13 protein-coding genes and 2 pseudogenes are annotated in these 15,622 nt (G+C 33.1%); 12 read left to right on the forward strand and 3 right to left on the reverse strand.

All coding sequences use genetic code 11. The annotated features are described in order from the left end of the window. Nucleotides 1–48: 48 nt before the first annotated feature. Nucleotides 49–528, reverse strand: coding sequence for a hypothetical protein (locus A9G38_RS11120; RefSeq protein WP_034915891.1), 480 nt, complete (start codon nt 526–528; stop codon nt 49–51). Nucleotides 529–1,114: 586 nt separating this feature from the next. Here A9G38_RS11120 and A9G38_RS11125 point away from each other — a divergent pair. The 5 genes and pseudogenes from A9G38_RS11125 to mscM all read left to right on the forward strand — a co-directional run bounded on the left by A9G38_RS11125 (nt 1,115) and on the right by mscM (nt 7,603). Continuing rightward, on the forward strand, nt 1,115–2,527 hold the full coding sequence (locus A9G38_RS11125; protein ID WP_034914512.1) for a sodium:proton antiporter: 1,413 nt from the start codon (nt 1,115–1,117) through the stop codon (nt 2,525–2,527). A gap of 283 nt (nt 2,528–2,810) precedes the next feature. Beyond that, nucleotides 2,811–3,035 (forward strand): Flp family type IVb pilin, encoded by a 225-nt coding sequence (locus A9G38_RS11130; RefSeq protein WP_034914497.1) that lies wholly within the window; start codon nt 2,811–2,813, stop codon nt 3,033–3,035. Between the two features lie 86 nt (nt 3,036–3,121). Next, nucleotides 3,122–3,226 (forward strand): annotated as a pseudogene (locus A9G38_RS12980) (hypothetical protein); the annotation flags it as partial. A gap of 905 nt (nt 3,227–4,131) precedes the next feature. Continuing rightward, nucleotides 4,132–4,977 (forward strand): annotated as a pseudogene (gene asd, locus A9G38_RS11135) (archaetidylserine decarboxylase); the annotation flags it as partial. 7 nt (nt 4,978–4,984) lie between these two features. After that, on the forward strand, nt 4,985–7,603 hold the full coding sequence (gene mscM / locus A9G38_RS11140) for a miniconductance mechanosensitive channel MscM (protein ID WP_051634298.1): 2,619 nt from the start codon (nt 4,985–4,987) through the stop codon (nt 7,601–7,603). Here the strand turns inward: mscM and A9G38_RS11145 are convergent. Further along, entirely contained in the window at nt 7,600–8,130 is a 531-nt protein-coding gene (locus A9G38_RS11145; protein WP_034914494.1) for a DedA family protein, read from the reverse strand. The two genes, mscM and A9G38_RS11145, sit on opposite strands and share 4 nt — an antisense overlap. Before the next feature lie 183 nt (nt 8,131–8,313). Between A9G38_RS11145 and fdhD the strand changes: the two genes are divergently transcribed. The 5 genes from fdhD to A9G38_RS11170 all read left to right on the forward strand — a co-directional run bounded on the left by fdhD (nt 8,314) and on the right by A9G38_RS11170 (nt 14,073). Beyond that, a complete protein-coding gene (fdhD, locus tag A9G38_RS11150) occupies nt 8,314–9,120 on the forward strand; it encodes a formate dehydrogenase accessory sulfurtransferase FdhD (protein ID WP_051634297.1) in 807 nt (268 codons plus the stop codon). Nucleotides 9,121–9,409: 289 nt separating this feature from the next. Then, nucleotides 9,410–10,228, forward strand: coding sequence for a purine-nucleoside phosphorylase (locus A9G38_RS11155; protein ID WP_034914492.1), 819 nt, complete (start codon nt 9,410–9,412; stop codon nt 10,226–10,228). A gap of 58 nt (nt 10,229–10,286) precedes the next feature. Next, nucleotides 10,287–11,525 (forward strand): nucleoside permease, encoded by a 1,239-nt coding sequence (locus A9G38_RS11160; RefSeq protein ID WP_034914490.1) that lies wholly within the window; start codon nt 10,287–10,289, stop codon nt 11,523–11,525. A gap of 179 nt (nt 11,526–11,704) precedes the next feature. Continuing rightward, on the forward strand, nt 11,705–12,643 hold the full coding sequence (locus A9G38_RS11165; RefSeq protein ID WP_034914486.1) for an EamA family transporter: 939 nt from the start codon (nt 11,705–11,707) through the stop codon (nt 12,641–12,643). 953 nt (nt 12,644–13,596) lie between these two features. Continuing rightward, the gene (locus tag A9G38_RS11170; protein WP_034914483.1) at nt 13,597–14,073 is read left to right on the forward strand and encodes a hypothetical protein; all 477 of its coding nucleotides are present in this window, start codon (nt 13,597–13,599) and stop codon (nt 14,071–14,073) included. A 399-nt stretch (nt 14,074–14,472) separates the two neighbouring features. On the opposite strand, the gene A9G38_RS11175 is transcribed toward A9G38_RS11170, so the two are convergent. Then, nucleotides 14,473–14,925 (reverse strand): hypothetical protein, encoded by a 453-nt coding sequence (locus tag A9G38_RS11175; RefSeq protein WP_034914481.1) that lies wholly within the window; start codon nt 14,923–14,925, stop codon nt 14,473–14,475. A 154-nt stretch (nt 14,926–15,079) separates the two neighbouring features. On the opposite strand from A9G38_RS11175, the gene A9G38_RS11180 reads away from it, so the two are divergent. Both A9G38_RS11180 and A9G38_RS12985 read left to right on the forward strand, forming a co-directional pair. After that, entirely contained in the window at nt 15,080–15,379 is a 300-nt protein-coding gene (locus A9G38_RS11180) for an IS3 family transposase (protein WP_034885636.1), read from the forward strand. Between the two features lie 125 nt (nt 15,380–15,504). After that, nucleotides 15,505–15,622 (forward strand): IS3 family transposase (locus A9G38_RS12985; protein WP_442902855.1); only part of this gene is annotated, 118 nt, incomplete at its 3' end.

Genomic DNA, 15,622 nt, shown 5'->3' on the forward strand with positions numbered 1-15,622 from the left:
CTGCTCCCTGTCCATCCCCATCATCATCGCCCCATTTACCTTGTGTCACTATAAGTCATTTATATTTATTGAGTCGCTTGATGGCGGGACTATCATTTCAATATCAGCAAAAGTATCCCCTACATTAGGTAACTTGATTAGCGCTGTCGGTGATGAAGGATTATTTTGCGGTGTGAATGTTCGACCATCCGATAACTTAATACCTAATAATTCCTTTATTTCAGTCATTTTAGTAACACCGCCATCAAAGGTTAAATAAGGTGCAGTACCATGAATGCGCTCAGAAGTCGTGGCCGATAATGCCTGCGATTCTAAAGAGTACGGCAATAACAACAACGGCGCTAATGCCAATGGAATTTTTAAAAATAGTTTTGTGGATAATTTCGAAAATAATTCGAGAGATAATTTCGAAAATATAAATAAGCTTCGAGTAAAAACTTGTCGAATAGGATTATTTGATAAATTTAAGACATAAGTTTGCCAGTGCCTTGTGCCTAAAATGGTACTGCATTTCGTTTCACCTGTCAAGTAATATTTTGTTTTATTTGAATTTTTATGTTTATTCGCTTATTTAATAAGCTCATTTTTCTAAAACGATGAAAGTATAGCCGTTTAAGGGATGATTGACTAGTTTTTTAGCGAACTTTTTTGTAAAGAAATGTAAAGATGAAAACGGTTCAGCTTTAGAGATAGGTGAATTTTATAATTAAAATAGGGTGTTAGCTTTAGGACTTTTTAACTTTTGCGGAATAATTAATATTGCTGATAACATCTAAAACACAAACACACCCAACAGCCCAGTTTGACGTGCTAGCTTTATTTCGTTATCGGTATATTTTGATGCTGTGATAAGGCAGGCATATTAGCATTGTGGTGCTATAAGCATGTTTTTGCTCTAAAAACGTTCAGGTAGACTATTGATTTTATTGGAGTTTTTATTTTAAACCAAATCAAACGGTTATAGTTGACTGTGGTGTTGTTTGTGGTGGTTTTTATATTATTAAATTCCCGTTACAATATTATTGCTCAATCCTTATTAAAAATCTTAAAATTCGATAAAACTAAAACACTTTGTTATAATTTGAGCTCTTTAAAAATAAAAATACAAAAATTAATGAAAGTCCTTTGTTCCTTTATCGTTTTAACATTAATACCGTTTGATCTTTTAGCTGCTGATTTTAGCGGTGATAATTTATCGATTTGTTGGAGTATTCCGTTTGTAGGGATTTTATTTTCTATTGCATTTATGCCGTTATTTCTGTCGCGACTTTGGCATTATCATTATGGCAAAATTATTACTTTTTGGACAATGCTGTTTATACTGTTTGCCTTATATTCTTTTGGTCTACAAACCACCATCAATCTTACTGCTCATGCAATTATAGCTGAATATATTCCTTTCATTTTGTTATTGCTTGCACTATTTACCGTTTCAGGAGGGATTTTAATTAAGAGCGATGTGCTTAGCACACCCAAACTAAACGTTGGCTTGCTTGCAATAGGTACACTGTTAGCCTCACTCATGGGCACTACTGGCGCAGCTATGTTAATGATTCGACCTGTAATTAGAGCTAATCGCAATCGTAAATATGCCGTACATACCATTGTCTTTTTTATCTTTTTAGTAGCAAACATTGGCGGAGGCTTGACACCACTGGGCGATCCACCTTTATTTATTGGTTTTTTAAAAGGTGTTAATTTTGGATGGACAATTAAACATATGTTGTTGCCAGTTTTGTTTAGTTCAATTTTGTTATTAGCAATTTATTATAAGATTGATTGCTACTACTTTCGTACGCAATATGGTGATTCGCTTACGTTAACTTCGGCTAAGAAAGCTAGCGCTATTAAGGTTTATGGTGTAAGCAATATCTTTTTATTGGCAATCATTATTGCCTGCGTGTTAATGTCTGGTATTTGGCATTCATCGGTTAATTTTACGGTTTTAGGAACACATATTGCTTTACAAAATTTAATTCGTGATATTATTTTTATCATGATTACCCTATTTTCTATGTTAATTACCCCTAAACAAGTACGTGCCGGTAACGAATTTAATTGGGAGCCTATCATTGAAGTTGCTAAGCTGTTTATCGGGATTTTTATTACTATCGTCCCTGTACTTGCTATTTTACGAACAGGTAGCCATGGTGCATTAGCCCCAATAGTATCACTAGTAAAAAATGAACATGGACAACCGATTAATAGCATGTATTTTTGGCTATCAGGTCTACTTTCAGGATTCTTAGATAATGCCCCCACTTATTTGGTCTTCTTTAATCTAGCTTCGGGCGATGCCACTATTTTAATGAATATACTAGAAAAAACCTTACTCGCTATTTCAATGGGTTCAGTTTTTATGGGAGCTCTTAGCTATGTTGGTAATGCACCTAACCTTATGGTCAAAAGCATTGCAATTCAAAATAAAATTAACATGCCAAGCTTTTTTAGTTACATGAAATGGTCTGTATGTATTTTAATACCAGTGTTTATTATTGATAATTTGGTGTTTTTTCTACTCTTTTAATTTAGGCTATTAACAAACTAAAATAACTGTGTAATATAGCGCAATTTTTTTGGGAGTTGTTTAGATTACTGTAAACCTTACAAGTACTTCCTAAAGTTAAAAAAATTTAATTAAAGACAACATATCAATTATCAAACAGATGTTATTGAATACTATTTAACAAATAATCGATTACATAAAAACCATTTGCTTGAATTTTATTCTATTTGTCGTTAGAATTGTAGAATAAACATTAAAAAGAATTCATTTACATAAAAATAATATTAAATGAAAGGGTAAAGTGATGAAAGAATACATAATGAATATTCTAGCTAATACTTTTTTAGCTAAATTTATTCAAAATAAGCAAGGCATAACGGTAGTTGAATATGCGGTTATTTCAGCTGGAATTTCGGTAATCATATTTACAATATTTAGAGGACAATCGGGTTCTCTAATGTATGATGTGCTTTCTAGTATGTTTTCATTAATAAAAAACAAATTAATTATTTTAATAAATCAGATGTAAGATTTACTCGTGTTGTCTACAGTAATTTAAGAAAATACTGTAATAGATATACATAAAAAACAAAATTAACACCTTATCACAGACAACAGATATGGCGCTTATATCATAAAAAAATAACCGTTACTGATTTGGCTAAACGTTTTATGGTCGGTCGTCCTATAATTTATAACGTACTAAGAAAGCCCAATTGAAGCATTTCGTCCCTTTAACCAGTAAGAATGGACGTTATAAAACCATCAGCTATGGCATTAAACGTCTTATTAAATCATAAAAATTCATTAAAAATAAATTATTAAGACAAGCTAAACGCTATACCAATCCTAGCAAAATGCTACATGTCGGCCCCAAACATTTACCTTTAATAAAAAAAAACAAAACAATATACGCGAGAATATTTATTCGTTAATATTGATTATTTTCGCGAGCTCTATGTGTACACTTACTCCCAATAAATCCCTATTTAGCTCAGTACTGTTCTAAAAAATGTGCATATTAGCCTAATGCCCTTATACCATTAAAACCTTTATTCTGATAGCGGACGTGAATATCAAGGCTCAAGTGAATATCTATTTGTCAAAACGTGTAATAACTATTATCGTATCAATCAAAAATTCATGAGACCAGTCTGCTCACAAACGAATGAGAAAGTTCAATGAGTAATACGAACTTTAATAGAGATGAGATATGATCAGCAAATATTTAGGATTCAAAAAATAGAAAAAAGCTTAAGCAATTTTCGAAGGAAAGCGTTTTCTGAGTTCTTAGAAAATTGTTTTGACCATGAAGCGTAAATAATCCAGTGTCTTTATGTATTTAAATGAATAATATTTCTGCAAAATGTTGTTCTTTATTTTTCTAAATCTAGCTTTTATGCTTCTAAATGCTATTAATACTGTCCTTAATTATTGGTAATGACCGCAGTTTAAGTAACAATAACGATAAAAGTTTTTAAACGATTGCCATTATTGAACAGAATTGGCAAAATTTATATATGTATATGATCAATTATACAAATTATTGATTTAAGTTGGTTTTACACTTTGTCTATAAACCTTGGTATAATGTATTATTTATAACATAATTTTGAGAGTTATCTATGTTAAATCAGTTAAAAGCAATTATTCAGTATCTTCTTCCTAAACAGCTATTAACCGTTATTTTTGGTTGGTTGGCAAAAAAACAGTTAGGTAAAGTTACAACATGGATGATTATGCTTTTTTGTAAAGTGTATAAAGTGGATTTGAGCGAAGCAAAAATTAGTGATGTAAAAGAATTTAAAACCTTTAATGACTTTTTTGCTCGCGAATTAAATGAGGATGCACGGCCAATTGATACCACCGATAGTGCTGTTGTTATGCCTGCTGATGGTGTAATTAGTCAGTTTGGTACTATTCTTGATACACAGCTGTTACAAGCTAAAGGGCATTTTTATTCTTTAGAATCATTACTTGCCTGTCATCCTGATATGATCAAATTTTTTAGAAATGGTTTATATGCAACCACTTATTTATCTCCTAAAGATTATCACCGTTTTCATATGCCTTGCGATGGTATTTTGCGTGAGATGATTTATGTGCCTGGTTCGCTATTTTCAGTTAGCAAAGCTACAACCGAAAGTATACCTAATATTTTTGCTCGTAATGAACGTGTGATTTGTTTGTTTGAAACCGAATTAGGTCCAATGGCGCAAATTTTAGTTGGGGCAACTATTGTTGGTAGTATAGAAGTACAATGGGAAGGTATTGTTACCCCTCCACGAGAAGGAATAATGAAACGTTGGACTTATACCAACGGGATAAAATTAACTAAAGGACAAGATATAGGTTGCTTTAAGTTAGGTTCGACAGTAATTACACTGTTTGCCTCAAATTCGATTGAGTTTAATAACCACCTTAAAGTGGGTGATGTTACTCGCGTGGGTCAAAAATTAGCTGACAGGATATAGCTTTATGTGGATTCGTGGTGTTGTGTGCTTTGTTGTTGTGTTGTTTTCTTCACTGACTTTTGCCGAAGAAACCACACCAGTCATTAATGATGAAAATGATCTTTCGCTAGTTGTTCATCAGTTAAGTGATAAAAATGATGAACTCAGACAAAATATGGAGTTACAAAAAACACATTTAACTAGTATTGTTAATGAGCAAAACAATATCACGACACAAATTTCACATGTTCAAAATACACTGGCAACACTTGATGAACAAGGAGAATGGTTGAGTTTTTCGACCGCTTTGGGCGAAACCTTACGTCAACAGTTATTGCGTTTGCCAGAAAAACCTAAATCGCAAGCGCTTGATGCCGAAATCGCCGAGGCAAAAGCGCAACAACTTAATTATAGTAATATTTTAACATCTTTGGACAATTACCCAACTTTAACAAGTCCACTTAATAGCATCAAAGAAGCAACCCAATATCGTCGTTTAATTCGAGAACAGACCGAATTACTTAAGACTCTTATTTCGGGAACTGATACTACCATTCTAGAATTGACTAAACTAAAAATTGCCAATAAGCAATTAACCAATGCGATTGACGAAGTAAACGATGCTGCACACAGATATTTCTTCTGGGTAGCTGATGTGAATCCAATATCATTGAGTTATCCAATTGATTTAGCCAAAGATGTTGTGTATGTGATTTTTTCTGTCGATACCATTTCGCAACTTTATAATGCTAGCGTTGAAGTACTTAGTTCGCCAAAACCGCTATTTTTAATTATTTTGTCGTTACTATTCGTGTTTGCACACTTTAAGATGCGCACGAAATATAATATTTTTCTCAATAAATCAGCTAGTCGTGTAGGAAAAGTCACACAAGATAGTTACTCTTTAACCTTAAAAGTAATTATATTTTCATTAATTATGGCATTACCTATCCCTATTTTGTGGGCGGTGTTTGGTTATGCTTTACAGATTAATTCAGATTATCCTGTCGCATTTGCCTTGGGTTATGGTGTGAATGCTGCTGCGCCTATTTTGTGGGTATTTATTATTTCAGCGCATTTTGCGTCATCTAATGGGCTGTTTATTACTCATTTTGGTTGGTCTGGACGTAGCGTACGCTCAGCGATGAAATATTATCAACTTTCAGTTTGGCTGGTAATTCCACTAGTGATGATAGTAATGAGTTTTGATCAATATAATAATCATCAATTTGCAGCCACAATTGGTCGAACATCGTTTATTTTGCTCTGCTTTGCTTTGGTGTTTATGACTAATTCTATTCATCGTGCTGGCGTTCCTCTTTATATTGATAAAAAAGGAGCTGGTGATAATTTATTAAGTCATATTTTGTGGTTTATTTTATTAAGTGCACCATGGCTAGCTATCATTGCGGCTTGTTTAGGTTATCTTTCGACAGCTCAAGTACTATTAGGTCGTCTTGAGGCCTCTGTCATTATTTGGTTTGCTCTGTTAGTTATTTATTTTATGATTCGCCGTTGGATGTGGATCCAAAAACGTCGTATAGAATTTGAACGAACCAAGCAACGTCGCTTAGAACGTATGCAACGAGCCAAATCACATGAAGATGATCTCAATTCACTTAACGAAAGTGTTGATGAACCTGTTATTGATTTAGATGTCATTAGTGCGCAATCATTACATTTAGTCAGATCGATTATTATGATGATTGCGCTAATTAGTATGATTTTGCTATGGTCTGAATTGCATTCGGCCTTTGCTTTTATGAATAATATTAAACTTTGGGGAACCAGCGCCATTGTTAATGGAACTGAAATCGAACAATACATTACTCTTGGTGCAGTCTGTATTGCGATTTTAGTGATGACAATTACCGTTCAGTTGGTCAAAAATTTGCCCTCTTTGTTGGAGTTAGGCATTTTGCAACATTTAGATTTATCACCGGGAACAGGGTATGCTATTTCCACAGTTTCAAAATATATTACTTTGATGATAGGCTGTATGATTGCATTTTCGTTTATTGGTATCGACTGGTCTAAAATTCAATGGTTAATTGCCGCATTAGGTGTAGGGCTAGGTTTTGGTTTACAAGAGATCTTTGCTAATTTTATCTCTGGCTTAATCATTTTATTCGAAAAACCAGTACGTATTGGCGATACGGTGACAATTCGTGATTTGACAGGTAATATTACAAAAATTAATACCCGTGCAATTACCATTGTCGATTGGGATCGTAAAGAAATTGTGATGCCCAATAAAGCTTTCATTACCGAACAATTGGTGAACTGGTCGTTATCAGATTCGATCACTCGAATTGTATTAACTATTCCTGCTACCATCGATGCTGATAGTGATTTGGTTATCAAACTTTTACAACAAGCATCAGATGAATGTGAATATGTGCTTAACGATCCTGAACCTCAAGTATTTTTGGTGGATATCCAAGAAGGTATTCAGTTGTTTGAATTACGTGTTTTTGCTGCTGAAATGGGACACCGAATGTTACTGCGAAGCGCTATACATAAATTGATACTTGAAGCTTATCGTAAACATCATTTAACGCTACCATTCCCACCATTGCAAACCAATTTAGAAGCATTGGGACGCAAGAGTGGGCGTCGTAGTTATACCATCGGCACGCTTTAACCAAAAAGAGTTTCTAACCAAGGCACACCAAATGCTCCTGGCGCAAGCAATACAAAAGCCCAAACTGGCGCTGAAGCAATGTTTGCTAGGTTAAATTTGCTGGTTGACATATGCATTGTGCCAGCAATTAAAGGTACTATGGCACGTAGTGGTCCAAAAAATCGACCTATAAATACCCCTAATGTTCCATAACGCTGAAAAAATTGCTCGGCACGATAAACTAATTTAGGATGCTTATTAAGTGGCCATGAAGCAATAACTTGTTGATGATAGTGTTTACCCAACCAATAAGACAGCAAATCCCCAAAAACAGCACCTGCCGAAGCGGCAATTAATACGGGCACAAATGATATTGCTCCTCCACCGATTAAAGCCCCTACCCCTAATAAAATAGCCGTTGCAGGCACTAGAAGCGAGATAATCGCTAATGATTCACCAAATGCCAATAAAAATATAATGGGTAATGCCCAAACTTGATGGTGCTCAATAAACTGCATGATAGTCTGTGTGATTTCTTGTAATGACATAGAGTTAGCTTATGAATTATCAATTGCTTATGGTGAACTATTTTATCATAATATTGCTTATTAAGAGCAGAGCACGCCATCTATTGATAAAATATTACACTACGTTAACATTTTAGAATTATTAATAGTTGATCTTGTGCTGATAGTAGTCTTGATTATAACCAAATTAGAAAGAGGCAATTAATGGCGATCGGTGTTAAATCAATTCCAGTACGTAAATTTAAAAACAGTAAGTTACAACATTTTCAACCTGATATGTTAGCTATCGAAAAGCCAGTTGCTTTAATTTATAACGGAATTTCACATGTAGTGATGATGGCGACACCAAAAGATTTGGATTATTTTGCTATTGGATTTTCGTTAACGGAAAATATTATTCATTCGGTTAATGATATTTATGGCATTGATGTTATTGATACCCCAAAAGGCATAGAAGTACACATTGAGCTTTCGTCACGACGCTTTAGCGAGCTAAAAGAAAAACGACGTAATTTAGCTGGACGAACAGGATGCGGTATTTGCGGTACTGAGCAGATAGAGCAAGTCTGCCAAGATATTCCTACTTTACCATTAATAAGTCAGATTGATTTAGCTGATTTTAGTGACAGCTTAAGCTATTTATCGCATGTTCAACAAGTCGGTAAACAAACTGGATGCACTCACGCAGCTGTGTGGCTAGATTTAAAAGGACAATTTATCGCTGGATTTGAAGATATCGGTCGACATGTAGCTTTAGATAAACTACTTGGCTTTAGAGCTATGCAATTGTTAAATAACCCTGAGTATCAACACGGTGTAGTGTTAGTATCAAGCCGTGCTAGCTACGAGATGGTGCAAAAAACAGCTAATTGTGGCGTGGAATTTTTATTAGCTGTTTCGGCAGCAACTTCAATGGCGGTTGATTTGGCTAAACAGTGTAATTTAACTTTGGTTGGATTCTTTAGAGGCGATAAAGGTGTGATCTATTCTGGCGATGATCGTCTTATCTAAGAAAACCTTTTATATTGTTCATTTTGGTGATTAAATTAATCTAAATTTAATATATTGAATAATAAAAATAAAAAAGAAATTTTTCTAATTCATTCTAAGATATATCAATTCGCATCTTCCTTTATTAGACGAAGATCATCATAATATATGTTGAAAACAAAAATTATTTTGTTTTTTAATTATTTTATGGGATTTTACCCAATTAAACTAAGCAATAGGTTATCACTGTTTTATTATATTCACCTATTTTACTTTAGCTTAGCATTAATTTTTTTGAAAGGATACTATCATGCATCAGACTTCAGATATTCAACAAGCCGTTAATTTTATTCAGAAACACACAAACAAAAAACCAACAATTGGGATTATTCTTGGTTCAGGTTTAGGACCTTTTGCCGACACTCTTGAAGATGCTGCTCATATTCCTTATGACACAATTCCACATTTCGCCAAATCAGCAGCCGTTGGCCACGCAAATGAATTAGTCATTGGCCAATGCGGAGACAAAACAGTTGTGGCAATGAAAGGACGCTTTCACTATTACGAAGGTTTTTCGTTAGATCAAGTTACTTTCCCTGTTCGTGTAATGAAGATGCTTGGTGTTGAAAAATTAATTATCACTAATGCATGTGGTGCAGTCAATACGAGTTTTAAACCAGGCGATTTAATGTTGATTACCGATCACATTAATCTTACTGCCAACAATCCTCTTATTGGACCAAATAACCCTGATTTAGGTGTGCGCTTTTTAGATGTAAGTGAGGTTTATAATAAGCAATTGCGCTCAACAGTAATTGATGTAGCCAAAGAACTTAATATTACCTTACAACAAGGTGTTTATGCTTGGTGGACAGGTCCAACTTATGAAACACCTGCCGAAATTAGAATGATTCGTGTTTTAGGTGCTGATGCTGTTGGTATGTCAACCGTGCCTGAAGCAATTATCGCACACCATTCAGGCATTAAAACCATTGGAATTTCGTGCCTAACTAATATGGCTTGCGGAATTTTAGATCAACCATTAGGACACGAAGAAGTTATAGAGACAGCAGAACGTGTTAAATCAACCTTTTTAAAACTTATAACAAAAACGATTGCACGTTTCTAACCAATACTTTTTATTGGTAATTTTCTATAAAAAGTTCACTTTATTTTAGGAATAAACAATGAACATAAAGAATAGATTGAAAATAATGATGTTTTTCCAATATTTCATTTGGGGAAGCTGGTTAGCCACTTTTGGTGCTTATCTATTTAATACTTTACACTTTTCTGGTGTTGAAGTATCGATGATTTTTAGTACAAAAGGTTTAGCGGCATTAATTACACCATTTATTATTGGTATTATTGCCGATAAATTTTTGCAAGCTAAATATCTATATATGCTTTGTCATTCTGTTTGTGCCATTGCGCTTTTTTATGCAGCATCAGTTAATAATTCAGCTATTTTATTTTGGGTGATGTTAGGCAATGCGTTAGCTTTTATGCCAACCATTGCATTATCTAACTCTATTAGCTACCACTGTTTGGATCAACATAACTTAGATTCGGTAACCATTTTCCCTAAAATACGAGTATTTGGTACAGTCGGTTTTATCATTGCAATGTGGACAATTAGTTTATGCAAATTCGAGTTGAGTAATGCTCAGCTCTATGTTGCCTGCGCAGCATCCGCTGTACTTGTTGTTTATAGTACAACATTACCAAATATTACTGTATCTAAAAACCCAAAACAGTCTTGGGTTTCCTATTTAGGATTAGATGCTTTTGTATTATTCAAAAAACCAGTTATGGCTGTTTTTTTTCTTTTTGCTATGTTGCTTGGTGCGATACTACAAATCACTAATACTTTTGGTGGCGCTTTCTTGCATGATTTTGGTAAAGTCTCAGAATTTAAAGATAGCTTGATTGTGCAATACCCAGCTATTTTATTATCGGTTTCACAAATGGCTGAAGTCGCATTTATCTTAACCATCCCATTTTTTCTCAAAAAATTTGGCATCAAAAAAGTCATAATGATAAGCTTAATAGCTTGGACTTTGCGATTTGGTTTATTTGCATTTGGCGATCCAACACCTTTTGGTTTTGTGCTATTAATGCTTTCAATGATCGTTTACGGCTGTGCATTTGACTTTTTTAATATTTCAGGCTCTATTTTCATTGAAAAAGAAGTCAGTTCAAATATTCGAGCCAGTGCTCAAGGACTGTTTATGACCATGGTTAATGGTATTGGCGCTTATTTTGGCTCGATTTTAAGTGGTTATGTTGTTGACATGTGTACACATGATGGTCTTAAAGATTGGCAAACAATTTGGCTAATTTTTGCCACATATGCACTTGTGTTAGGTGTTGTTTTTTATTATTCATTTAATTATGACCATACTAAAAGTAAGTGCGCTACATAATCACTTATCCGTTGAGATTAATAGATTTTGAAATATTAATTATCATTGTAATTTGATTGATTTAACTTATTGAAAAGACATCTGGGGAATGAATTTAATAATCCTTCCCCTAATGTCTTTTATTGTGTTTTTTAGCCGACAATTATCGGCAATGTTATTTTTTGTTACGAGATTTAGATATGAAAGATAAATTTTTAGGCAGTTTACTGGTTTTATTAGGTGCATGTAGCTTTGGTGTACTATCTTCTATCGTTAAGACGGCTTATCAAGACGGGTATAAATTAGGTGAAGTCACTGGTATCCAATGTTTTTTGGGAATGTTAATGTTATGGAGTATTCACTTTATTGTCAAAATAATACGCTCCCCAAAAGTATCTACATCAACAAACACACGATTAGAGACTCCAACAGAAAAGAATACAAAATTGACAAAAAAATGGAAGATCTGCGCTGTTGGTCTATTTCCTGGATTAGTCGGTATTTGTTATTACCAATGCGTACAACTAGTGCCTGCATCAATTGCAATTATTTTATTAATGCAATATTTGTGGATTAGCGTCTTTATTGATTTTATTTTTTTCAAAAACAAACCTAGTATTATTCAACTTTCAGCGATTATTGTAATTATCTTAGGTAGCTGCTTAGCAGCAGGTATTTTTAATCAAGATATTAGTTTAAATTTAGCTGGTTGTTTTTTTGGTTTTTTAGCAGCACTGATGTATTCACTCTTTATTAGTACTAGCAGCAATATTGGTAACGAATTACCTAAGCTTGAAAAAAGTGCGTGGATGATTACCGGCGCATGTATTATTACTTTTTTGATATTTCCACCTTTATTTTTCTTCAAACTTGATATTAGCGACAAACTTTATCAATTAGGATTTTTATTAGCATTACTAGGTACTGTATTGCCACCTTTTTTGTTTTCGGTAGGAATTCCAAGAATTGGAATTTCATTAAGTGCCATTTTGTCGGCAGCAGAATTGCCTGTGGCGGTCACTTGTTCATATTTTTATTTACGCGAATCGGTCCATTTTAATCAATGGATTGGAGTGGGTATTATTCTTCTGGCAATTGCTTTACCTAATTTAAAACATATCAAAAAGAGCAAACTTTAAAAATAGTTAGCTCATCTGACATTTTCGCCTTAAAATGTAGGAAAACACCAATTTGTTTATATTTCACAGTTAAAATAATTCTCTAAAAACTCATAAGGTGTTTTATTTAAAATCGCCTTATGTTGTTTAACTTTATTATTATAAAAGTGAGCAAATCACTTAAAATTTTGTTTGTATCTGTTGTATCACTAACTATTTGCTGATTATGCCGCATATCAATTAAAACTACTGCAATAAAAAGTATGTTAATCGCCGTATTTGTTTCAATTCCTGTAAACAGCGTAAGGAAATCCTATATATTAGGTTGATTATTTGTAATATCCAAAGGCATTGAAAACCCAACAATCATCACCATAATTATGTTCGTCTTATAATTTAACCGATATTGCTAGTTTTTTACTAAAAAATAAATCATTCCGTGCTCTGCACTATTTTAAATAGCTTTAATAGTTAAATATATTAAAAATTATTATGATATATTGATTAACTTCGTTATGTATTTGTCTATAAAATTAGACGTAAGATCTTTAACTAAAAGATAAAATTAGCGATATTATTGAACTTTCCAAAATTAAATCTGTCTTAAAAAAGTGATTATTTTTAAATAGGTAGTCATTCGCTTATTAAGTTTTTACTATTAAGCAATAATGTTTTACTGTATTGATAATATACCGTAATTAACCTTTAAGTAAGGTTTATAAGTAAATAAGACTTTTCATTTTCTGATAGCAGTTGTTCTTAATAGTATTTTATTATTTTAAGTACCTATGCTTTGAAACTTAAATTCATTAATTTAAATATTTATTATAACATAATGAGTTATTTTAATTTTTGTTGTTTTTTTATATTTAAGTATTATGTCAACCAAAAACATTTTTACATAAAATTAACAGCCTCTTTTATTTATTAAGGTCTTGTTATCTTTTTATTTTAATTAAAAGGAAGTTACAAAAATGAAGATATTAAAAAAAACTTTATTTACCTTAGTGCATAGTAATAGCGCAATACCTGAACACAGAACGCTGGCTTATTTAGATCCTACATTAAATTATTATACCGATCATATCGACGAAATTATTGCTTTGCGTGTTAAAGAACTTAAATTGCATCATCCTGAATATAGAGAATGCCCCGATTGTGACAGAACCAATAACAAAAAGGGATTTTCTTTTGTTTTTCATGAAATATTTGAGTCAGAGCACCATAAAAAACAAATTGGCATGTTAAAAGACGAAATAGCTATTACAAAAGAATCGAATAAAATAAAGGAATTACTTGATACCCGTATAAAAGAAATCGCTAATGTTTATCCTGAGTTACAATTTAACTTTAATGACATGCAGGTTTTACCAGCTAAAGTCAAAGAGTATATTTTTGCACCGCCGTTAATATTAACTGAAGATCATGCAATTATGCTTTGGGATGATTAAATAAAGCTGTTAACAAAAAATCAATTGCCGTGATGTGCTATTGTAAAATTAAGCTGTTATGCTTACTATTATCGACCTAAATTATTAAATGATCCAATAATTACTCTAATATTTAGCAAGATAGCCGAAAAACATTTACCCTGATTTCTTCCTAAATGTTTTAATCATATTAAAAAGCTAGGCTATCAGTGGATATCACAAACGTGTTTATCGGGAATATTGTTAATTAAAACTAAATGTTGGACTAATCCTCTAAAAACGCCTTATGCGTTTTTAGAGGATTATTTTAACCATGAAAAGTAAACAACTCGGCGTTTTCCTACAATTTTGTTTTTTTATGTATATTTATTACAGTATTTATCAAATTACCATAAAAACATAAATAATTCTTACATATAACTAAGGGCTAACGCAGGCTACTCTATAGTCTTGATCCGAATGATCTCTACCACCAACAATACCTGTATTTGTCTCTACAACGACATTGATATTGTACGCTTTTTGACCTGAATCTGATGTCCAATAATACCCTCTATAGTCTCCCCAAGCAGGATCGCCAACACGAAAATATTCCCAATCACTATCTTTATAATAAATCTGAGTCATACGTCCCCATTCGCTAAATAATCCTCCCATCCAATAACCATTCACTTTATAACTAATTTTTCGTAAATAGCTTTCGTCTGCTATACCATTCTGCCAATCGTAACGTCTTGAATTAGTAAAATCAAGCACTTTGGTCATACGATATCCACCACCATTAAAGTTATTACAAAACGCTACGACATTTTGATAACCGCCTGCACCGCCTTTTTTAGTTACATACCAACGCTCTAACCTAAAACTATACAATGGGTCATTGTTTTTATCGTGTAAATAAAATGTTGAAGGAACAAAAGAACTAGGATTACTCTCCTTAGGACCCGTTAAGTGGATCGGCTACACTAAATCATACAACTTTTTTAAGGGGTAAGGTAAACTTATCACAACTAAAAAAGGAACAAATATGAATAAGATTAAACGCAAAAGACGAACATTCACAGATGATTTTAAACACCAAATGGTCAGTCTTTATCAACATGGTAAATCACGTAGTGAAATCGTTGCTGAATATGATTTGACACCATCAGCTTTGGACCGTTGGATAACGCAAGCAAGCCAAAGCGGCTCATTTAAAACAAAAGATAATCGCAGTCCACAAGAACAAGAGTTAATCGCATTGCGTAAAGAGCTTAAACAACTCCGTATGGAAAACGATATTTTAAAGCAAGCAGCACTGATAATAGGACGAAAATCGCTATCCTAAAAGCAAATCGACATCGTTATAGCATAACAAAGCTATGTCAATATTTAGGATTATCAAGACATTATGCTTATTATCAGTGTAAATTGAATAGACAAAAATCAGTAGGGCTTTATGCCAATAAAATCGTGACGCTATTTAATCAGAGCTATCAGTCTTATGGTACAAGACGAATTCGTTTTGATTTACAGAAAGAGAATATTTGGGTGTCACGCCGTTACATTGCTCGGGTGATGAAAGCCTTAT

The sequence above is a fragment of the Gilliamella sp. Imp1-1 genome, from assembly GCF_001690415.1.
In the GTDB taxonomy this organism is placed as follows: domain Bacteria; phylum Pseudomonadota; class Gammaproteobacteria; order Enterobacterales; family Orbaceae; genus Gilliamella; species Gilliamella bombi.